At 37.6% G+C, this 22,593-nt stretch carries 20 protein-coding genes; all 20 read right to left on the reverse strand.

The features are described 5' to 3' along the window. Nucleotides 1–38: 38 nt before the first annotated feature. The gene (spoIIGA, locus tag CHI06_RS07130) at nucleotides 39–977 is read right to left on the reverse strand and encodes a sigma-E processing peptidase SpoIIGA (protein WP_095247733.1); all 939 of its coding nucleotides are present in this window, start codon (nucleotides 975–977) and stop codon (nucleotides 39–41) included. 238 nt (nucleotides 978–1,215) lie between these two features. Then, a complete protein-coding gene (gene ftsZ / locus CHI06_RS07135) occupies nucleotides 1,216–2,349 on the reverse strand; it encodes a cell division protein FtsZ (RefSeq protein WP_095247734.1) in 1,134 nt (377 codons plus the stop codon). 42 nt (nucleotides 2,350–2,391) lie between these two features. Next, nucleotides 2,392–3,681, reverse strand: a complete 1,290-nt coding sequence (ftsA, locus tag CHI06_RS07140; RefSeq protein WP_095247735.1) for a cell division protein FtsA — start codon at nucleotides 3,679–3,681, stop codon at nucleotides 2,392–2,394. Between the two features lie 138 nt (nucleotides 3,682–3,819). After that, the gene (locus CHI06_RS07145; RefSeq protein ID WP_095247736.1) at nucleotides 3,820–4,173 is read right to left on the reverse strand and encodes a small basic family protein; all 354 of its coding nucleotides are present in this window, start codon (nucleotides 4,171–4,173) and stop codon (nucleotides 3,820–3,822) included. Then, on the reverse strand, nucleotides 4,173–4,910 hold the full coding sequence (locus CHI06_RS07150; RefSeq protein WP_095247737.1) for a DUF881 domain-containing protein: 738 nt from the start codon (nucleotides 4,908–4,910) through the stop codon (nucleotides 4,173–4,175). Before CHI06_RS07150 ends, CHI06_RS07145 begins: the two co-directional genes overlap by 1 nt. A gap of 51 nt (nucleotides 4,911–4,961) precedes the next feature. Continuing rightward, nucleotides 4,962–5,669: a DUF881 domain-containing protein gene (locus CHI06_RS07155; protein WP_095247794.1), complete on the reverse strand. Its 708-nt coding sequence runs from the start codon at nucleotides 5,667–5,669 to the stop codon at nucleotides 4,962–4,964. Beyond that, nucleotides 5,650–6,450, reverse strand: a complete 801-nt coding sequence (locus tag CHI06_RS07160; protein ID WP_095247738.1) for a cell division protein FtsQ/DivIB — start codon at nucleotides 6,448–6,450, stop codon at nucleotides 5,650–5,652. The genes CHI06_RS07155 and CHI06_RS07160 overlap by 20 nt, the downstream gene beginning before the upstream one ends. 192 nt (nucleotides 6,451–6,642) lie before the next feature. Next, on the reverse strand, nucleotides 6,643–7,551 hold the full coding sequence (gene murB / locus CHI06_RS07165; RefSeq protein WP_095247739.1) for a UDP-N-acetylmuramate dehydrogenase: 909 nt from the start codon (nucleotides 7,549–7,551) through the stop codon (nucleotides 6,643–6,645). Nucleotides 7,552–7,614: 63 nt separating this feature from the next. Further along, nucleotides 7,615–8,718, reverse strand: a complete 1,104-nt coding sequence (murG, locus tag CHI06_RS07170; RefSeq protein ID WP_095247740.1) for an undecaprenyldiphospho-muramoylpentapeptide beta-N-acetylglucosaminyltransferase — start codon at nucleotides 8,716–8,718, stop codon at nucleotides 7,615–7,617. Nucleotides 8,719–8,872: 154 nt separating this feature from the next. Beyond that, nucleotides 8,873–9,973 carry a stage V sporulation protein E gene (gene spoVE / locus CHI06_RS07175; protein WP_095247741.1) on the reverse strand — a complete coding sequence of 367 codons (1,101 nt, stop codon included), beginning with the start codon at nucleotides 9,971–9,973 and terminating at the stop codon, nucleotides 8,873–8,875. A 228-nt stretch (nucleotides 9,974–10,201) separates the two neighbouring features. Then, nucleotides 10,202–11,554, reverse strand: a complete 1,353-nt coding sequence (gene murD / locus CHI06_RS07180; RefSeq protein WP_095247742.1) for a UDP-N-acetylmuramoyl-L-alanine--D-glutamate ligase — start codon at nucleotides 11,552–11,554, stop codon at nucleotides 10,202–10,204. Then, on the reverse strand, nucleotides 11,555–12,529 hold the full coding sequence (gene mraY, locus CHI06_RS07185; RefSeq protein ID WP_095247743.1) for a phospho-N-acetylmuramoyl-pentapeptide-transferase: 975 nt from the start codon (nucleotides 12,527–12,529) through the stop codon (nucleotides 11,555–11,557). It lies immediately after the preceding gene. A 2-nt stretch (nucleotides 12,530–12,531) separates the two neighbouring features. Further along, nucleotides 12,532–12,987, reverse strand: a complete 456-nt coding sequence (locus CHI06_RS07190; RefSeq protein ID WP_095247744.1) for a hypothetical protein — start codon at nucleotides 12,985–12,987, stop codon at nucleotides 12,532–12,534. A gap of 2 nt (nucleotides 12,988–12,989) precedes the next feature. Then, nucleotides 12,990–14,450, reverse strand: coding sequence for a UDP-N-acetylmuramoyl-L-alanyl-D-glutamate--2,6-diaminopimelate ligase (locus CHI06_RS07195; RefSeq protein WP_095247745.1), 1,461 nt, complete (start codon nucleotides 14,448–14,450; stop codon nucleotides 12,990–12,992). Nucleotides 14,451–14,634: 184 nt separating this feature from the next. Continuing rightward, on the reverse strand, nucleotides 14,635–16,554 hold the full coding sequence (locus CHI06_RS07200) for a stage V sporulation protein D (RefSeq protein WP_095247746.1): 1,920 nt from the start codon (nucleotides 16,552–16,554) through the stop codon (nucleotides 14,635–14,637). Nucleotides 16,555–16,646: 92 nt separating this feature from the next. Continuing rightward, on the reverse strand, nucleotides 16,647–18,884 hold the full coding sequence (locus CHI06_RS07205; RefSeq protein WP_095247747.1) for a penicillin-binding protein: 2,238 nt from the start codon (nucleotides 18,882–18,884) through the stop codon (nucleotides 16,647–16,649). Next, nucleotides 18,881–19,246 carry a cell division protein FtsL gene (gene ftsL, locus CHI06_RS07210; RefSeq protein WP_095247748.1) on the reverse strand — a complete coding sequence of 122 codons (366 nt, stop codon included), beginning with the start codon at nucleotides 19,244–19,246 and terminating at the stop codon, nucleotides 18,881–18,883. The genes CHI06_RS07205 and ftsL overlap by 4 nt, the downstream gene beginning before the upstream one ends. 23 nt (nucleotides 19,247–19,269) lie before the next feature. Further along, on the reverse strand, nucleotides 19,270–20,202 hold the full coding sequence (gene rsmH / locus CHI06_RS07215; RefSeq protein WP_095247749.1) for a 16S rRNA (cytosine(1402)-N(4))-methyltransferase RsmH: 933 nt from the start codon (nucleotides 20,200–20,202) through the stop codon (nucleotides 19,270–19,272). Between the two features lie 60 nt (nucleotides 20,203–20,262). Then, nucleotides 20,263–20,694: a division/cell wall cluster transcriptional repressor MraZ gene (gene mraZ, locus CHI06_RS07220; RefSeq protein WP_095247750.1), complete on the reverse strand. Its 432-nt coding sequence runs from the start codon at nucleotides 20,692–20,694 to the stop codon at nucleotides 20,263–20,265. A 249-nt stretch (nucleotides 20,695–20,943) separates the two neighbouring features. After that, on the reverse strand, nucleotides 20,944–22,578 hold the full coding sequence (bshC, locus tag CHI06_RS07225; protein ID WP_095247751.1) for a bacillithiol biosynthesis cysteine-adding enzyme BshC: 1,635 nt from the start codon (nucleotides 22,576–22,578) through the stop codon (nucleotides 20,944–20,946). Nucleotides 22,579–22,593: the final 15 nt, after the last annotated feature.

Here is a 22,593-nt window from a genome sequence, read left to right on the forward strand (position 1 = left end):
TCCTCCTTCTAAAATCTGTTTTTACGAGTATAGTATTATTAGCTTACTTTCGCCGAATCATCATGCTGTTTTGGCCCGGTGAGCATTTTCGGATGGACAATGCATTGAAAGGCATCATCGGCAGATAATTGCTGCATAGTAAACGATACAAGGCCTTTTTCACATAAATAACTTTCACCCTTAGCGTCAATCAATATTGAGTCAGGCTTAACAGCAACGATAAGTTGATGCTCTTGTCCTACCACCCGGCAAGGTACAATCCTCAGCTTATTTTGCCATTCAACCGGAAATTCCACATTTCCGAGAATCAGAGATTCAGGATCGGCTGCCATTTTTTTTACCGGTTCGGCCACATTTTCAAAGATATTCTTGATAGAAACAAACATAACAGGAAGTTTGGTTAATGGATCATAAAGCTGATTTCCACTGTCGACTAGACCTTTAAAAGTAAAAGATTCTGCATTAATTCTTAGAGTGACATTTACAATCTGATCAAATTGAATTTTGGTCATTTCCATACCTTCAATATTCCTCTTTGAGAAATGCCAAGCAATAGGAAAACCTAATAAAACAAAAAGCCAGCTGATTGGATCACCAAACCCCGTAACATTGGAAATCATTACCTTTGTGGACATCTCTGCATCAAATTGAACAAAATAATGAGCTCCAATTAATGCTCCTCCGATAAGAAAGGTTGTTAAATAAAGAGTCATTAACGCCTTTATGAAAAAAGATAATCTTTTATAACCGAATACAATTAAAACCATTACAACCGAAAATAGAAGCTTTGATATTGGATGATTGGAATAGTTGTGTAATGGTGTAAACGACAATAATATGATTAATGAACCAATAAAACCACCTGCTAATAACCTCCATATTCGAATTCGTCTTTTTAGAAAAATGGCTGATAGATATAGGAGAAGGCTATCAAATAACAGATTAAGAGCCCAAATAACATCTAAATATACCGACAACAAGCCTTCCCCCTTTTAATGTCTCCAGTAAATTAGTAGCTTTATGGATTATACATAAGGGTGTATTAACATCATTTCTATTATTCTGTTTAGGAAAAAGTATAACCTACTTTATGGGCTAAAGTGTGTCACTTTCTGTAATCAAAAAAACAGAAATTTCCACTATAAACAACGTATTTTGTCTAATTTCATTTAGACAAAAAAAGCATGGTCCTTTTGGACCATGCTTTTCGTCAAATTATCTTCTGCGGTTTCTGTTACGTAAGAATGTTGGGATATCTAGAGTTTCCTCTTGAGGTGCGTTATTATTACGCACAGGTTCTTGTGGAACTTCTTCACGCTTTTGTTCTCTCTTCATTGTATTCAACTGTGGTTTTGCTTGACCAAATGCTGGACGAGCTGTCTTTGGCTGGACAACTTCTTCATTAAATCCGGTTGCAATAACTGTAACAATGATTTCATCTTTATGATTTTCATTAATGACTGATCCAAAAATCATATTTACTTCCTGATCAGATGCTGTCGCTACAATATCAGCTGCTTCTTGTACTTCATACAGGCTTAAGTTGCTGCCGCCAGTAATATTCATTAGAACTCCTTGTGCACCATCAATAGATGTTTCTAACAAAGGAGAACTAATAGCCTTTTTCGCCGCTTCCGTTGCACGATTTTCACCCGTTGCCATACCAATTCCCATTAATGCAGATCCTTTGTTTGACATAATGGTTTTCACATCAGCAAAGTCCAAGTTAATGAGACCAGGAACTGCGATTAAGTCTGAAATACCCTGAACCCCTTGACGGAGTACATTGTCCGCTTCACGGAACGCTTCAAGCATTGGAGTACTTTTATCTACAATTTCAAGAAGGCGGTCATTCGGGATTACAATCAAAGTATCTACTGCCTCTTTCATTGCGCCGATTCCACCTGCAGCCTGATTAGACCGCTTTTTCCCTTCAAACGTAAACGGACGAGTTACAACGCCGACCGTTAAAGCACCTAAATCACGGGCAATTTGTGCAATTACAGGCGCCGCACCTGTACCTGTTCCGCCACCCATACCAGCAGTTACAAACACCATATCCGCACCACGCAGAGCGTCTTCTAATTGCTCTTTACTTTCTTCTGCAGCTTTCTTACCAACCTCAGGATTTGCACCTGCACCAAGTCCTCTAGTTAATTTTGAGCCAATTTGCATTTTCACTTCTGCTTTTGAAAGGTTTAAAGCTTGTGCATCGGTATTAACTGCGATAAATTCTACTCCTTGAACACCATGTTCAATCATTCGGTTTACTGCATTGTTTCCTCCGCCGCCAACCCCAATAACTTTTATAGTAGCAAGAGAATCTAAATTTGTATCAAACTCTAACATGACAAATCCTCCTAATTCGTCGATATTCCTTTTCGTGTTAGCTTATTCGAAAAAGAGACCAAGGAATTTTTTTACTTTTGATGACATCTTATCTTCCGGATGTTTTTCTGGCTTTGCTTTTGGTTGTTGTTGTTGTTGTTTTTGAACTTTCTTCTCGATTGGTTCAGAAACAGGTGCTGAAGCGACGAAGGTTCCACCTGGTAATCTAGCATTCTTGTATGCATATTTGATTAAACCAACCGCAGTTGTATATTGAGGTTCTCTTACTCCAATATAGTTGGGAACGGCTTTGCGAACTGGACTTTGGAATATAGATTGAGCAAGTTCTAATACACCTTGCATATTTGCAGTACCACCTGTAAAAACGAATCCTCCAGGTAAATCATTTATTCCTAATCGTTTCAATTCATGAGCAATCAATTCGAAAATTTCTTCCATTCTAGCTTCTATGATTTCAGATACATATAATTGATTAAATTGCTGATGCTGATCACTTCCTATAATAGGAACACTGAAGAATTCATCCTCTGAAGCATCATCGTAAAAAGCATGTCCATATTTAACTTTAATTTTTTCAGCATCCTCAGTAGAAGTGTGTAATACCTTTGAAAGGTCATTTGTAATTAAATCTCCTCCAACTGGAATTACACTAGTTGCAGCCAAGTATCCTTGTTCGAAATAAGCAATGGTTGTAGATCCGCCGCCTAAATCAATTAATGCAACACCTAAATTCTTCTCATCCTTTGACAATGCATAATCACCAGCTGCAAGCGGCTGTAAAATAATATCTGTAATTTCTAAACCAGCACGTTCTACACAACGCAGTGTATTTGTAATAATAGCATTTGATCCAGTGATAAGTGTTCCTTCAACTTCCAAACGAACGCCAATCATGCCACATGGATTATTAATTTCATCCTTACCATCAAGGATAAATTGTTTTCGTATTACTCCGATAATCTCTCTATCTTGAGGAATAGAAACTACTTGAGCTTCTTCAATAACACGTCTAACATCATCATTGGTAATTTCACGATTTTGACTAGAAACCCCTACAATTCCACGGCATGGTTCAAGAGCAACCTGATTACCAGAAATACCCACAATCACTTGGCGTATTTCCATTCCAATCATTCTTTCTGCTTCTTCAATAGCACGTTTAATAGAATGAACGGTATCATTAATGTCAATGATAGATCCTTTACGCAGACCTTCTGAATTTACATTTCCAACACCAATTATATTGATAGAGTCATTGACAATTTCACCGATGATTACTTTTACACTGGATGTACCGATGTCAAGACTTACATATATTTCATTGCTGTTCATTCTTTGGCACCTCCTTAGCATTACTTCAGTCGAACAACATTTATATTTCACAAGATATAATAATAAAAAAGTACACACCTATATCTTATAAAATTATTCGTCACAACTAAATAATTCCCTTTAAAAAAATCAATTTTTTTATATTTTTTCTTTGTTTTTTGACCATTTTGTCAATAATATTCGTCTTATTACAGCTATATTTTGAAATAAGCGTACACCAAAGGCAAAAACAGCTGCTAAATACAAGTCTACACCAAGATGAACGCCTAGAAAAGCTAAACTTGCAGCAAGTATTATATTAAAAAAGAAACCAGAAACAAAAACTTTTTCATCATAAATATTTTGCAGATGCGCCCTTATTCCACCAAATAATGTGTCAAGAGCTGCGAGAACTGCAATAGATAAATAATTAGAATATTCTTCAGGAATCCTAATATCTGTTAATAGACCAAGAAGTACTCCAAGGATTAATCCTAATAACGGCAGCCACATTATGTATTCCCTCCTTCATTCACCTTCAATGACTCTAAAAATCGAATCCGGATAGGGTTATCATATGCGGGGATGGTAACCTCATGGGTTGGTTCTGAAATAACCAGCTTAAGGTTTTCAGTGAAAAATTCCTCTGTAGCTTTAGATGCTTTTATCCGATTGTATAGTTTTTCGGCTATTTCAATATTATCTACACCGACCTTAACTTCTATCGGTAAACTTGATATTGCATGACCATCAACTTTTGTTTCATTATTGATATCTCTTATAACCGTAGTATTGATAATTCTTTGACCATCTACTGATACGTACTTTGCGTCATACATATTTAATTCATTCAATAATCTTTTTAGCAGTTCAGGTGAAACATCCTTTGATACTGGTGTTCCTAATTGGATATCCTCCAAAATAGGTTGAATTTTCAACGTTAGACCTGGAACTTGTACTTCCGTCAATCCGGCCTCATTTTTCAATTCCTTTATCGTATCTCTTAAAGCCTGTTCCTTACTCTGCTTTTGCTTTGATTCATAGGCCAGTAATTTTTCTTCATTGGATCTAATTTCACTTACTAACTCCGATTGCAATTCTTTTTCTTGGAGCAAAGCCTCCCGCAGCTGCCACAAATCACGAGTATCGCGTTCGACAGGTTCCTTTACAGTTTGAAACTGAATGGCAATCATAAAACCAATTACTGTGGATATTGCAATAAAACTAATATTATTTTTATGCTTGTCCACTTTTTTCACCTTACCTTTTAAAATTTATCTTTTCGTGGACATATTCAATATCTATGAGTTTCCTAAAATGGGATTTAGGATAACTTCGTTCTGTTTTTCTAAAGTAAAGACAATATTATCGTTAACGAGTTGATCTTTCACACCACCGGTAAGGTTTAATGCAGATGTCAATACATCAGGGTCACCAATAGCTGTAATGACAAACGGTGCTGGATGTTGAATTCCATCAACCGTAATAACAGGTCCGTCACATAGTATATAAGACTGGCTTGTTAATCTTTGGCCATTTATGGCAATGGCAGCAGCACCTGAGATGTAAAGTTCATTGATTACTTTAAAAACATGGTGTTCATGGACAAGATAGTTATTAATATTTTCTTCCTCTGGGTCATAGGCTCCATCTGATAACTGTACCATTACACCTTGTCCCTTAACCTTAACTTTCCCTAAGAACATTCGGTATTTCTCTGCATCTTCGGCAAGATTCAGATAGGCTTCCGCTTCTTTTGAAAGGTCTTTTTCGTTTTCTAGTACTTTCTCTTGCTTTTGGTTTAATTCCTTTTGTAATTTCCGATTCAATTCTTCAATTTCAATTAATTGATTTCTCAGGTCTAAGGTTTTTTCCCATTGTTTACTTGTTAAATTTGTATTTTTTTGATTTATTTCTTTTTGAGTAAAGTGATAAGAAAATGCAATCATAAACCCAAGAACAAGGCATACAAGGGATAAAATTACATGCTTACCCTTCACCTTTATCATTCTCAATTTCTGATTCCTCCGATTCGTCCGCTTTCAATTCATAGGCTTTAAAATATGAACCTACCTCTAAATCGATAATACCCTTTTTGTTAGGATCTAACTGGCTAATGATTGAAGGATAATGAATCATTTTTTCCGAAAAACTTCGTAATGTGGCACTTACTTCAAAACCATCATTCATAAATAAAGAAATATGATATTGATCCGTTTTTTTCGGGGTATAGTGTACTTCAGAGATTGCGTTTAGAACTTCATCCGGAAGCTCTTCAAGAGCAGAGACCATTTCTTTAAGGATAGCTCCCTCTTTAAATTTAAAAAGTATGGGTGCACTGACAGGTATTTCAGACACTTCCCTATCCTTAAGGATTTTTCCGTTTTCCATAACAGGGTAATAGGAGTTATCCGACTCGAGATAAGCAATTTTTTTTCGTTCCTCAATCTCAATCATTACTGTATTTGGCCATACAATTTTAACCTTTGCCTCTTTAATAACATTCACCTTTTGGAGATTTAATGCAATTGAATCTTTCTTTACACTCCAAATATTTGTTTTTTTTGATAAATGACTGGTACTGATTATTTCATTTGTTGACAGTAAATCATTTCCCTTAATGGTTATCTTTTTAACATGACTTAATGGCGACTGTACATATGCAACGACGGCAATCATGGTAAAGAACAAAAATAGAAGAATAATGAGCCTTCTGTTGGCTTTACGACGTCTTTGCTCTTTAAGCTTAGGAATTCGGTCCTCAAGAGCGACAATCTTACCTTTATCCATACACTTCCCTCCATTAAGAATAACGCTTAGCATGTCCTAAAAGAAAACCTATGATTTCTACCCGCTTTTCCTGCCTAAAAAGCGAAAACAACGGCACGAAAAATCATGCCGTCATTCATTTTCTCAGTTTTTTCCCATATTTATAATGAGTAATTATAACACAAAATTTGTAATAAGTACGATTAATTCTTATTACTTACGGCCAATAATTTCCACCTCAGTTTCCATTTTAATTCCATATAAATGTAGAATTTTATCCTTAATATACTGAATTAAATCTAATACATCCTTGGCAGTTGCATTACCGGCATTTACAATGAAATTTCCGTGCATTTCTGAGATTTTTGCACCGCCAATTTGGAAACCTTTTAAGCCGGCTTCCTCAATTAATTTACCGGCATAATTTGGCAGAGGGTTACGAAAAATACTTCCTGCACACGGGAAATTCCACGGCTGTGTTTCTTTGCGATAATCTTTGTTTTTTTGCATTTTGGAAACAATAGCAGTCCTATCACCCATTGTCAGCTTAAATTCCGCTTCAAGTACGACACCAGGGCGTTTCTTTTGGAGGACAGAGGTCCTGTAGGTGAACTCCATTTTATCATTTGAAAGCCATTCAATGGACCCGTCTTCAAACAATATATGCGCCCTTGTTAAAATCTTACTAATATCAGAGCCATGTGCTCCTGCGTTCATGTATACTGCTCCACCAACAGATCCTGGAATGCCGCTGGCAAATTCAAGTCCAGACAAGCCCCTCTTCGAAATTAATGTCGATAAGCTGACTAAAGAATGTCCTCCTCCAACTGTAATAGTGGACTCATTAATGGAAAGATGGTTTAATCCAGAACCTAATCTTATTACCACACCTTCAATCCCTTTATCAGAAACAAGAAGATTTGATCCTCTGCCAATAGCTCTCCAAGGAAGTTGACGCTCCTTAATGAGGTTCATTACTTTTTGAATATTTTCCAATGATGATGGTTCAATAAAGAGATCAGCCGGACCTCCAATTTTCATTGTTGTATGCTGGGATAGCGGTTCATTTCTCTTCACTTTGCCAATATTTAATTCTTGAACTTCTGTAAATAATCCGTCCATTCCTATCACCCTATCTTTCAAAACAAACGTATAGTTTAAGTTTATGCTAAAAACTGTATTGGGCTACTTTTGTTTTCCTTGGACTAGCTGTTTCATAAGTTTATATAGCCTTTCAGCAGAGTCCGGTACCCCTAAATTTTTTGCTTTTATTTTCATCATTTTTAGATTCTCTTGGTCTAACAGAATTTTATCTATATGTTGAATTAGACTTTTGCTATTTAAGTCTTTCTCGATAAGTAATTCTGCTGCTCCATGATCACTAAGTGACCTTGCATTTTTTTCTTGATGATTATTCGTAACATAAGGACTTGGCACGAGAATACTCGGAATTCCTAATGAAGTGATTTCAGCAAGTGTCGTTGCACCGGCTCTTGAGACAACTAAGTCAATCCCTGCCAGAACCTCAGGCATGTTATGAATAAAAGGCTTTATCACTACGTTTTTAGGATTCCCAACAAGTTCAGCTTCTTTTTGCACGTCGGCAAAATGCACATCCCCCGTAATATACAGTACTTGATAGGGCTTTTCACCAAATTCAGAGAGCGCCTTAACAACAGCATCATTTATGGGTCTTGCACCACGGCTGCCCCCGAAAATTAATACTGCTGGCATTGTCGTACTTAAGCCTGTCGAAAGTCTTCCTTTAATGCCATCTTGCCCAATGACTTCGGATGCCCGCGGGTTACCAGTAAAAACCACTTTTTCTTTTGGGAAATATTCTCGTGCTTCTTCAAAACAAATAGCAATCTTGTTAACATATCTGCTTAAAAATTTATTTGTTAACCCAGGAACACTATTCTGCTCGTGGACAATGGTTGGAATTTTTAATTTAGCAGCTGCATATACAACGGGCCCACAGACATAACCACCTGTTCCAATTACAATATCAGGCTGGAATTCTTTTAGCATTTTTTTACTGTCCCTAGCACCTTTTAAGAATCTTAAAATCGTTTTGACATTATCTAAGGATAATTTTCTTTTGAATCCGGTAATATGGATAGATTTAAAAGGAATCTTTTCCCGAGGAACAATTGTACTTTCCAACCCGCTCTTTGTCCCTATGTATAAAACTTGCGCATCCTTATTTTCTTTTTGTATTTCCCTTATGAATGCAAGAGCCGGATAAATATGTCCTCCAGTTCCACCGCCGCTTACTACTATTTTCATATGCCCACCTCAAATTAAAAAATGCTTTACGCTCATTTCTTATCCTATCTTACTATAAAATTAACAGAAGGTAAGGATTGAAAAAAGAATGTTATCTAATTGTAAACTAACAAAAGAAATAAATAAAAAGACCCTGCCTCAAGAACAGGGTAAATTAATATCTAGAATAACGGCTTATGTTTAATAAAACACCTATAGCCATCAACATTAAGGTTAGAGAAGATCCGCCATAACTCAGGAACGGAAGAGTGATTCCAGTAACAGGCATTAAACCAGTTACTACACCGACGTTTATCATAACTTGAATGGCGACCATTGAAATGATTCCAACTGCCAGAAAGCTTCCATACAAATCGGGTGCCCCTAAGGCAATACGAATTCCCCTCCATAACAACAGTGCAAATAAAAGCAGAATAAAGGAACCGCCAATAAAACCTAGTTCTTCTGCTAATATTGCAAAAATGAAGTCAGTTTGTGGTTCAGGTAAGTAAAAAAACTTCTGTCTGCTTTCACCTAGCCCAAGACCGAATAAGCCGCCTGGACCAATTGCATAGAGCGATTGGATAATTTGAAAACCACTCCCTAGCGGGTCTTGCCAAGGGTCTAAGAAAGAGGTGATCCTTTTTATCCTATAGGGAGCAGAAGCAATCAAACCGACAAATCCTGCTAATCCTATTAAACCTAATAATGCAAAGTGTCCAACTCTAGCACCAGCAATAAATATCATAATTACACAGGTGCCAATCATTACAGTTCCAGTACCTAAATCTGGTTGGAGCATAATCAAGGCAAAGGCAACAAATACAAGACCTAAAGATGGCACCAGCCCTTTTTTAAAGGAGGTGATCAATTTCTGTCTCTCAGAAAGAAACTTCGCTAAAAAGGCAATCATAGCAAGCTTCATAAACTCTGATGGCTGAATGGAGAAGGCACCTACGCCAATCCAGCTCCGCGAGCCATTTCGAACATTTCCAACCCCTGGAATGAGTACGAGTATTAGTAACACAAAGCAGGTTATCAAAATGACCTTTGACCACTCTCTCCATGTCCAATAATTAATATTCATGATAAAAAACATGGCTGCAATCCCAACACCCGCAAATAGCGTTTGTCTCTTTGCAAAGAAGAACGAGTCATCGAATTTATATTCCGCCCATACCGCACTCGCACTATAAACCATAATAAGCCCTACTGCCAATAACGTAAATGTACAAATTAATAATATAAAATCAGGAGTTGTTCTCTTTGTCGGCACACCTAACACCTCGAATAGCAAGTTTTAAGGCTTCGATAGATGTCCAGCTCCAGCGACTAGGAGCTCGGTGGAAAAAGAAAAATCGCTTTTTCCTCGGTCATAAGCCAATCCAACGAGAAGGTTAAAGAACAACCTTCCCGTCGGCTCGTCTTATGCCTGTCGCTCCTGGGAAAAAATGAACTGCTTTTTTCCTTGACAAGTCGCTTCCGCTTTTCGTTGGACAAGCCCTTACTTAAGCTTATGCACCGCTTCGATAAAAATGTCTCCCCTGACTTCAAAACTTTTATATTGATCCCAGCTTGCACATGCAGGAGATAACAAAATAACGTCACCTGGTTCTGAATATTCATAAGCAACAGGCACGGCCTTTTCAACATTATCGACAGTGTTAATTTGTTTTATTCCTGCTTCTACCCCCACCCGCTGAATTTTCCCTGCAGTTTGACCAAAAGTAATTAATGCTTTTACATTTTTCAAATATGGTATTAGTTCATCAAATTCATTTCCACGGTCAAGCCCGCCGGCAAGCAGAATTATCGGATTCTTAAAAGCCTCTAACGCCGGGATAGTGGCAAGTATATTTGTTGCCTTTGAGTCATTATAAAACTTTCTATCAGCAATTTCTGTAACGTACTGAAGACGGTGTTTAACCCCTGTGAACGTTCTAAGAACACTTATAATGGCATCATTCTTAACACCTGTTAACTTTGCAGCTGCCATTGCAGATAAGATATTTTCAAGGTTATGAACACCAGGAAGAGCTATTTCTTCTACTAACATTACTTTTTCGCCTTTAAAGCAAATCCAGCCCTCATTAATGTAAGCACCTTCCGTAATCACGCGCTTTGTCGAAAATGGAATAGCAGCAGCCCGGGATTTTGCAGCAATTTCCACCACTTCCTGCTGATCTGCATTATAAATAAAGTAATCTTCATCCGTCTGATTTTTGGTAATATTCGCTTTTGCTTTATAATACTCTTCTCTGTTTCCATGATAATCTATATGAGCATTATACAAATTCGTAATAATGGCTATCTTAGGCTTGAATGTTTCTATTCCCATTAATTGAAAGGATGATAATTCGATAACGATATTATTTTCTGCCGTCGCTTCTTCCGCTACACCAGAAGCTACTGTTCCAATATTACCGGCAATTAAAGGCTTCTTATTACCCGCATTCAACATTTCAAAAATTAATGTTGTCGTGGTCGTTTTTCCATTTGTCCCGGTTATACCAATGAAAGGTGCTTCAGATATTTGGTAAGCAAGCTCCACCTCTGTTAAAACAGGTATCCCCTTCTCAATAGCGCCTTCAATGATAGGGTTTTGATACGGAATGCCGGGATTTTTAACGATAAGTTCGAATCCTTCATCGAGTAGTTCCACAGGGTGTTCACCACATATGACTTTAATACCTTGCTCTAATAACCCTCGCGCCTCTGGATTTTCTGATAATGGTTTTTTATCATTTACTGTCACGAACGCTCCAAGTTTATGTAAAAGAGCAGCAGCCGTTACCCCGCTTTTTGCAAGTCCAAGGACGAGTATTTTTTTATGAATATACGTATTAATCTGCTTCACTTATAACCACACCTCAATATAGATACCTAGTATCGCTAATATTAAACCAACACTCCAAAAAGTTACAACAACCTTCCATTCAGACCAACCAAGCAGCTCGTAGTGGTGATGGAGTGGACTCATCCGAAAAATCCTTTTCCCTGTTGTTTTAAAAGAGATAACCTGCAAAATAACCGACAAGGTTTCAATTACAAATACGCCGCCTATAATAACTAACAATAATTCCAACTTTGTTAAAATAGCTATGGTAGCAATCGCACCACCAAGGGCGAGTGACCCGGTATCACCCATAAACACCTTTGCAGGGTGAGCATTAAAAACTAGGAACCCTAAAACAGCCCCAGCTACAGCAACTGAAAAGATTGCCACTTCCATCTGCGATTGATTCCAAGCTAAGACAGCATAGGCACCAAAAGCTATCGCGGCCGTCCCTGAAAGTAATCCATCTAGTCCATCTGTCAAATTGACTGCATTTGAAAAGCCTACCAGCCAAAAAACAATGAAAAACACAAAAAACCAGCCTAATTCAATGGAGTAATCACTACCTGGGATCGTAATTTCCGTAGGAAAACCATTTTCTTTATAAACAAGATAAAAAATAACTGAAATAATAATTTGCCCTAAAAGCTTTTGTCTAGAGGTTAAACCTAAATTACGCTTTAATGCGACTTTGATAAAATCATCCAAAAATCCTAATAAACCAAATCCAAATGTTACTAGAATAAGTAAATAGGTTTTAACAGTTGGTTCAGAAAACTTTCCAGTCATGACAAGAGTAGTAATAATAATGGAAAATAAAATCATGATACCGCCCATCGTCGGTGTACCCGTTTTTACTTGATGGGATTTGGGACCTTCTTCCCTAATGCTTTGTCCAAATTTCAACCTTCTTAAGAAGGGAATAAAAATTGGAGAAAGCAATACGGTAATCAGGAAGCCCATTAAAATTGTGAAAAAAATAACTTGCTCCAGCATTTTTACCCCCTCCTCTCTACATCATTATTCGAATTCTTCATAGCTATCTTTTCCAACATTACAGCTATATCATATGTTTCTTTGTTTTCTTTGAGAAGTTTTTTATTTAAAAATGCGAAATCGGTCATATTCATTTTCTCTACTTTATCTCCGTCTATTTTATCAAAATAAAATCGCAACAAATCTCGGACTCCTGAGGTTGGATTTTCAGTAAAAAAGATGGGAAAGTGATTGGGAGTATATCTCGGTATCTGTCTCTTTTTATCCCAAACTGCTGCAATGGCCCCATTTGCGATTGCATCTAAAAGTTCCCCTGAATCATCATTTAACGGTATAAATAAACCTCGTGTCTGCTCTCTGCCTGCATTGTCAGTGACCGTAAAATATAAATGATCCGCCTCTTTTATACCCTTAAACTCCGGGAATATTGCTACTAAATCATCAAAAGCTAAGTACATTTCTATCTCTCCTCGATAGCTTCCCGAGCAATGACTCGGTCATCAAAATCATAAACTTTACTGCCAATTATCTGGTATGTTTCGTGGCCTTTACCAGCGATTAAGATTACATCTCCATCAGCAGCCTGGTTAATTGCCTTAACAATAGCCTCTTTTCTATCAGGAATGGTAATGTAGCTTTCCCCTGATACACCATTCTCCATATCTCTTAATATTGCTAAAGGGTCTTCACTTCTTGGGTTATCCGAGGTGAAAATAGGATCTGTACCATACCGACATGCAATTTCAGCCATCAATGGCCGCTTTGTTTTATCACGGTCTCCTCCACATCCTACTACTACAAAAACCCTTTTATTGGCAAAGCTTTGTATTGTTTTCAAGACATTTTCTAAGCTATCTGGTGTATGTGCATAATCCACTATAACTGTAAATTCTTGACCTGCATTTACGAGCTCGAATCTTCCGTCTACCCCTTTAACACTTTCGATAGAATCAATAATTTCCACCATCGGAATATTTGAAACAAAGGCTGCAGCGATACTAGCCAAAACATTATAAACACTAAACTTCCCAATTAGCTGTATATTGATTGGATAACTCTTCTCTTTTATTACTATTTCAAAAGTAGTCCCACTAGAAGTCATCTTAATATTTCTAGCATGGAAATCTGCCTCATTATCAATTCCATACGTAACAACATGGGCTGCTGTTGATTTGCGATATATTTCAGAAGCAGAGTCATCTGCATTTAAGATTGCATATTTGGGTTTATTAGGGTCAAAAGTATTTCCTAGCTGAGAAAATAATAAACTCTTAGCGTGCTTATAGTCGTCCATTGTTTTATGGTAGTCTAAATGATCTTGGCTGAGGTTTGTAAATACGGCTATATCATAGTCACAACCATGTACTCTCCCCATATGTAAGGCATGTGATGAAACCTCCATTATTGCTGTATCTACACCAGCATCAAGCATTTGTTGGAAACCCTTTTGAAGGATTAAACTTTCTGGTGTTGTATTTTTCGTTTCAATCTTCTGGCTGCCTATTTTTGTATACATGGTTCCTATTAATCCCGTACTCCGATTTACATCAGAAAATATTTTTTCGATTAGATGACTGGTGGTTGTTTTCCCGTTAGTCCCTGTGATTCCGATTAAATGTAGTTTTTTTGTTGGATGGTTATAAAAAGCATCAGCTAATACTGCCATCGCCCTAGTTGTATCATTAACGATTATGACGGGTACAGAAAGGGGAAGTGCGCGCTCAGCTAGCACTGCGGCAGCTCCATTATTCACTGCGGATTCCGCATAATCATGTCCATCGACGGTATATCCTTTAATACAAATAAATAAACTTCCCTTTTGCACCTTGCGATTGTCGTTTTCAATCGACGAAATCTCAGCATCAGTTCCTTGATAAGGAACAAGGAGGTGCAAATGTTGAAGTAAATCATGTAATTTCATAATCTCAATTCCTCTCTTGCCTTTTGCAAAATCAACAATTTTTTACATAAAAATTTCTCTTAAAAAGATTCACCTTATTTTACAGCAAAACAAAGTAGAATGCCATTTATCCTTTAGTTTTTCAAAAAAAACAGGCGGCGGAAATCATTCCGGCCGCCTAACAAAGAAATTTTTTACACTATCTTTATTCCTCTTTACCAAAATAAAGTCTAATTGTTGAACCTTCTTTTACTTTTGTACCGGCTTCAGGGGATTGTCTTACAACAATGTCACCTTCACCACTTGCATCAATCTTAAGATTTAGCAGCTGTTCGGTAATTTCCAATTTTGTTAGACCTGTTAAGTCTGGAAGGGTTATTGGCGCCGTGTCCGGCCATCTTAATTCTTTTTCAATTTGATCTTTCCTAGGTTTTACTCCCATTGCCATAAGACCATCCTTCATGATACTGCCAACGATTGGAGCACTTATGGTTCCCCCAAAGATAAGCCCGCCTTTGGGGTTATCTACGGCCACATATACAACGATTTCTGGATCATCTGCAGGGGCAAAACCCATAAAAGAAACGATAAAATTGTTTTCCAAATATCTTCCGTTTTGCGCTTTTTGTGCGGTTCCTGTTTTGCCACCAATTCGATAGGAGTCAACAAAGGCCCTGAAACCAGTACCTTGTGCCACAACACTTTCTAGGGCATGGCGAATTTCCTTGGACGTTGCTTCAGAGATAACTCTTCGTTTCTCCACAGGAGTATTTCTCATCACTACTTCTTTTGTAACAGGATCAATTAACTCTTCTGCGATATATGGCTTATAAAGAATACCGCCGTTTACAGCTGCGGCAACAGCTGCGACCTGTTGAATGGGCGTTACAGATACGCCTTGACCAAAAGCCGTTGTTGCTAGTTCAACAGGACCCACTCGTTCTAAATTAAATAATATCCCTGAACCTTCACCCGCTAAGTCAATCCCTGTTTTCTGCCCAAAACCAAAATCTTTTATATATTTAAACAATGTATCTTTTCCTAATCTTTGACCGAGTTCCACAAATCCTGGGTTACATGAATTTTGGACTACTTCTAAAAAAGTCTGGCTTCCATGGCCACCGCGTTTCCAGCATTTTAACCTTGCACCCGCAACTTCTACTGAACCTGGATCATGGAAATGTTCCTTTTCCAAATCCACTTTCCCTTCCTCGAGAGCAGCAGCAAGCGTGATGATTTTAAATGTTGAACCTGGCTCATAGCTTGACCACACAGGAAGATTCCGGTTATATACTTCCTGAGGAACATTCCTAAAATTTGCTGGGTCGAATGTCGGCCGACTAGACATCCCTAAAATTTTTCCATTATTCGGATTCATGGCAATCGCAATAATTCCATCTGGATTATAGGTTGCTTCCGCAATATCAAGCTCTCGCTCAATAATGGTTTGAATTTTGGTATCGATTGTAAGCTTTAAATCAAGACCATCAACGGGATGCTCGTAATCGTCAGCCATGTCATTCATTCTTTCACCCTTTGCATTGGCATAAAACTTAACAGAGCCTTTCTCACCGCTAAGTTCTTTGTCGTAATATAGCTCTAATCCCATTAACCCCTGGTTGTCCACCCCAGCAAATCCTAAAACATGAGAAAGATAACTCCCAAACGGGTAATGCCTTTTTGAGTCTTCACCTATATAAACACCTTCAAGTCCTAAAGCCCTGATTTCTTTTGCTTTTTCATGAGAAATCTTTCTACCCTCTTTTATCCTTACAATAGATTCACCCTGGGTGATTTGCCGATATGCATTTTCCTTTGGAATATTTAACACAGCGGCAAGTTTTTCAGAAGTTGCAGCAGGGTCTTTGACCTGTCTCGGTACTACATATACAGTTGGAGCACTAACATTTGTGGCTAATGGAACACCATTACGGTCTATAATCTCGCCGCGCTCTGGTTCAAATGGAATATTTCTACTCCAAGAACCTTTAGCTTGACCGGTCAACATATCACCTAGAACAAACTGTACATAACCAAGTCGGACATCAATGATTAAAAAGATAAGAATTCCAACGAACAATGCAATCATTAACCTCTTACGGACAGTTACATTTGAAACACGCATAAAATGAACGAGCCTCCTTTATCCTACTCGTTCATTTATATGCTTGTACTTATTTGGATAGAACGATTACTGACACCGTTCTAAGCCTATTATCAATCTAGCGGGACCTCTTCTGCCACTTCATCAGATAACTCACTATTTTCATCAGCTTCTTTGTTTTCTTCCTCTGACTTCAAGATTTCTTCTGGAGTTTTTAAATCAACGATTAAAAAATCTCCTTTGCGTAAAAGCGCACCCTCTTTGAGACTTTGCTTAACCACATAACCGCTGCCTGTAGAATTTAGTTTAACTCCAGATATTTTTGCAACCTTCATCACGTCTCTGAGTGACCACCCTGAAAAATCAGGTACATTCAACTCTCCATCAGTTTGAAGAATAATTTTCTCACCTTCTAGAACATTTGTACCGGCAGCTGGAAGCTGTCCCGTTACTTTTGTTCCCTTTCCTAAAACAACTACCTCTAGTTCCTGTTCCTCAAGTTTTTTTATTGTTTCTGTTACAACTTGACCTTCGAACTCTCCTAGTTTTGTCGTAGAGGCTTTTTCTTGTTGTGAAGGTTGAATATTTAAGTATTGTAAACTATTTTTCATAACAGGATTAAAAACCATTGAAACTGGGATAGAGCCCATGGAATAGTGCTCAATTTCCGGTTGTTGAACTGCAACGTATACAATTAATTTTGGATTATCAGCAGGAGCCATGCCTAAAAATGAAAAAATATAATCTTCTTGTCCTCCTAAATAACCGCCCTTAGGATCAGGAATACTTGCAGTTCCTGTTTTTCCTGCTACACTATAGCCATCAATCTGATATCGATTTCCCGTACCCGTTTCTTCATTTGTTACTACTGTTTCAAGAATATCAAGTACTTCTTTTGCGGTTTTAGCAGAAATGGGTGTGCCAACAACTTCTGGCGTAGTATCACGAATTACTTTTCCTGTGTCGTGATTGACGATTTTGTCTACCACGTGAGGCTTCATCATTTTCCCCTTATTCGCAATCGCTGTTGCCGCCTGGATTTGCTGGATTGGCGTAATCGCGGTCCCTTGTCCATATGCAGTGGTTGCTTTTTCAATTGGCCAGGTAAATTGAATTTTTCCAGACGTTTCATTTGGAAGGTCGATACCGGTTGGTCGGTCCAATCCAAATTTAGTTAAGTACTCACGGAATTTTTCAAAACCTAATTTTTCATTTGCCAGCTTTGCAAAAGCAACATTCGAAGAGCGCTGAACTCCCTCAAGATAGGAAATGGTTCCCCATCCAGATCTATTATGGTCATGTATTGGCTTATCTTTTGATGTTACTCTATAAGACCCAGACTGGAAAAATTCATTAGGATTAAATTTATTTTCTTCAATAGCCGCAGCAAGTGTGAAAATCTTCATCGTTGAACCTGGCTCAAAAGAAGATTCAATGGCTTCGTTATGCCAGCTGTTTTCAATCCCTTCCTTCGTTTTAGGGTGAAAGGAAGGTCTCTGTCCCATCGCTAAGATTTCACCTGTTTTTGGATCAGCTACAATGGCGATGATTTTCTTTGGATTATATTCCTCAACTACCTTGTTCATAGCATCTTCTAGAAATGTTTGAATCTTCTTGTCAATCGTTAAGTAGACATCATTTCCGTTCTCAGCAGGGGTAACCTTCTGTTCACCGTTTGGAAGCAAATATCCCCATAAATCACTTTCGTAATTAATTTTCCCATCCTTGCCAGTTAACTCTTTATTTAATGTTTGTTCAATCCCCATTTTCCCGACGTAATTGTAGGTTCCATCCTTTTCATCAATTCTGTCAGCGTATCCAACTAGGTGAGAAGCAAAAATTCCATTCGGATAAAACCTTTTTGAGTCTCGTTTAAATGTAATCCCTGGAAGTTTTAAAGCTTCAATTTCTTTTTTTGTTTGGTGAGAAATGTCTCTTCCCGCTTTCCCAAATTCAACCTGAAACTGATCTTTAGTTAAAATACTATAAATCTTAGATTCTTCCATTTCGATAAACTTTGCCAATTCCCTTGCTGTTTTTTCTGGGTCCGTAACATGGTTCGGCTTTTTTGAATTCGTAGTCATCTTTTTATCTAAAATGGCAATCAATGTATAAGAAGTTGTATCCTCAGAGACCACTTCCCCATTTTTGTCATAAATCACACCTCTTACCGCTTCCAAATTCCCTGTTCTGCTGTATTTTTGCTGTGCTTTTGCTGCAAGCGGCTGGGAACCGACCTCGCCAGTAAATTGAATGGAAAAATACCTCAATAGCAATATAAAAAAGAGCAGGCCGAATAGTACAAACAAACCGGCTGCTCCGAAATTCATATATGGTTGTTTCTTGTTCATTTCTCGTGCACAACCTTGACGTTATTTTCGTTTAAAACAAGTCCCATTTGTTTTGCTTTTTCCCAAATCCGCTCATACGTACTAAGCTCACTTACTTGTACCTGCAGGTCATTGTTTACCTTTTCTAGTTCATTTATCGAAGTTTGAACTTCCTGAATATCCTTATTTACCTGGTAAATTTCTGCTTGATTCGAGATGAGGTTGACGGCACCAAAACAAACCAACCCTGTAAATACGATTCCGATTATTTTCTCCCCAGGTGTTAGCCAGTGCTTTTTTGTTTTTACAATAGTACGTTCCGGTACCTCTACTGTCCGTTCTACATGCTGCTGTTGCTGAAATTTCCTGGCAAGACTACTCATTCTTTCCCCTCCACATAATTTTTTTATAATTTTTCTGCAATACGAAGCTTTGCAGATCGGGCGCGATTATTATGTTCTAATTCTTCCTCTGATGGAAGAATTGGTTTTCTAGTAATTAACTTCATAATAGGTTTGAATTCCTCGGGAATCACAGGTAAGCCATGCGGTAAATCTGGAATTTCACTTGCTTTCTTAAAAGCAGCTTTACAAATCCGATCTTCTAATGAGTGAAAGGTAATAACACTTATCCTTCCTCCTGGATTAAGAATATCAATTGCTTTTTGCAAAGACTTCTCGAAAACAGCCAATTCATCATTCACGGCGATTCTTACTGCCTGAAAAATCCTCTTAGCTGGATGTCCGCCCTTCCTTCTTGCAGGGGCAGGAATCCCTTCCTTAATCAGGTCAACCAGCTCAAATGTGGTTTCAATTGGCTGTATCTCTCTTCTAGCCTCGATTTTTCGGGCAATTTGCTTAGAGAATTTCTCTTCACCATAGCGAAAAAAGATCCTGACCAAATCCTCGTAAGACCAATGATTAATAACATCGTATGCTGAAATTTGTGCTTCATTATCCATTCTCATGTCAAGCGGTGCATCATGATGATAACTGAAGCCTCTTTCCGGAGTATCTAATTGAGGAGAGGACACACCAAGGTCATATAAAACCCCGTCAACTTTCTCAATCCCTAGCTTTTCAAGTTCTTCCTTTAGGTATAAGAAATTGCTTTTGATTATTGTTAGTTGCTCACCATAGAGTGACAATTTCTCTTTTGCATGTGCAATAGCTATTTCGTCTTGATCGAAGGCAAACAATTTTCCGTTATCAGTAAGTTGTGAAAGTATCTGGGAACTGTGGCCTGCTCCACCTAAAGTACAATCAACATAAATGCCGTTTGGTTTAATATTCAATCCATTAACAGCTTCATCTAGTAACACAGTTGTATGTTCAAACATCATTATCACCTTTTCCAATCGAACGATATAAAACGGAGTTATAATAGAATAACTTGTCCATTATATATCAAAACCAATCATATTTTCTGCAATTTCGGCAAAAGAATCTTCGGACTGCGAGAAATAGTCTTCCCAAATCTGTTTGCTCCAAATTTCGATTCGATTGGAAACTCCTAAAACTACACATTCTTTTTCTAATTTTGCATACTGAAGCAATGGTGCCGGAATGTTAATTCTTCCTTGTTTATCCAGTTCGCTTTCTGTTGCACCAGAAAAGAAGAATCGGGTAAATGCACGGGCATCTTTTTTCGTCAGAGGCAGGCCTTTAAGTTTTTCTTCAATCAGTGCCCACTCTGATAATGGGTAACCAAACAAACATTGATCCAAACCGCGGGTGATGATAAACATCTCTCCAAGGTCTTCGCGGAATTTGGATGGCACAATCATACGGCCTTTAATATCAATGCTATGATGGTATTCACCCATAAACATACCCGGTACCCCCACTTTCTATATAAAATGTACCACATTCCCCCACTTTCCTCCACTTATTTTTTAATAATTCTTGGTTACTTGCGTAAATCCTTTTTTATCCAGAAATTTTTCATAAAAAAAAAGAAACTTCACCCTGGTGAAGTTCCTCAGAAAAAAAACTTCACCCTGGTGAAGTTCCTCAGAAAAAGAAACTTCACCGTTGGTGAAGTTCCTCAGAAAAAGAAACTTCACCGTTGGTAAAGTTTCTTAAAGTTTAATTACTTTATGCCGACCATCAAATTCAAATTCAAGTTCCATTAATTCTTTAATAAAATTATTTCCATACTGATTTAAATAATAGAATATATTCCACACTCGCTCTTGAGGGAAACCATCCGGACGCAAGGATAAATCAATACGGTTAAACTTACTAAGAATCACATCAAACTTTGACTTTACTGATTCTTCCAGCTTTGTTTCCATGTATCCAATTTGCTTTAAAAGATAGTTTTCATTTTTCTTTAATAACGGCAGCAAGCTTCTATCAAGCTCATGCGTTTTTGCTTCAATAAACTCATATTGCTTTAATAACTGTGATTTTAGTGAAGAGAATAGTTCTGAAACTTCTTTATCCTTTATGGACTCGAGAAATCGATTTCTTTCTTCAACACTTCCCTTGCTTAAAACCTCGGATAGTTCTAATTGCAGCTCATTTATATCACTTTCCACAGCTCTTTCCAACAGGGTAATGTTTAATCTTGGCACAATAGGCGGCATTTTTATATTAAAATGTTCAAAGACAAGCTTCAATTCAGCCCAATAAGCAATTTCGCCCGGTCCAGCAATAAAAGCTAGTGTCGGGAATAGCCACTCTTGCATTAATGGTCGTGTCACCACATTATTACTAAGTTTTGCAGGATCTTGGCAGGCAATTTCAATTAATTCGTCTTTTGTAAAGGAAACTGCACCACTTTTCCCCACAAAACGATTACTATCTTGATCAAATTCAAGTAAAATTCGTTCATTTGTTTTTGGATAGCAGTAAAAGATATTCGCCGCTCTTTCAGTTGAATCAATTGTGATTGGAAACCCATTTTTGCCGATTACACTTTGCTGTTCGAGTAAATAATTTGTAACTTCCCTATGGTGTTGAATTTGTTTAGAGAAGTTTTCTTTTTGCAAGAGACGGAAATTACTATCACCTGAATCGACTATTAATAAGCCAAAATCTTTAAAAAGTTCCATAACAATATTGGCAAAAAAGTCAACAAAGGTAGTTGAATTCAATAACGCTTCTTCAGCAAAACTAATTAATTGTTTTGTATGGTTCGTCTCCCCAAAATTTTCAATAAGATTACTTACCCATTCCCTACAAATTTCTTTATTCAGGTTAATATCCGAGACCATCTTCTTTTGTTTAACCTTTTCTGGGTAAGACCATTTGTCAACTCTTTGCTCTACCGGCATGAACACATGATTAACTTCATGAAAATCATGATCTTCTCCTGCTATCCAGAATACAGGCACAACGGGAGTTCCAAGCTGTTTCTCTTTTTCCTCAGCCAATTTAATAATTGAGATGATTTTATGTATTGAATAAAGAGGGCCGGTAAGTATTCCTGCTTGTTGACCACCAATGACAACTACACTATTCAATTGTTTTAGTTTTGCAAGCGAATTATTTACTGCCTCTGATGATGGAAAACGCTCCATAAATTTCTCAATGTGATCAGCTACTTCTTCACGTGGAAAGCTTCGATTACTTAATTCATCCAATCTTTTCTGATCTTCGGCAATGTCATTAAACCGATAATGAAAAAAAGACAAAATATCAGGAGATTGCTCTAGATAATTAGAAGCAAACCGGTTAGTTGCTGATAATGAGAGATTTAAAATCTCCATTTAAGTACTTCCTTT

Source organism: Bacillus sp. 7884-1, assembly GCF_002272245.1.
Lineage (GTDB): Bacteria > Bacillota > Bacilli > Bacillales > Cytobacillaceae > Neobacillus.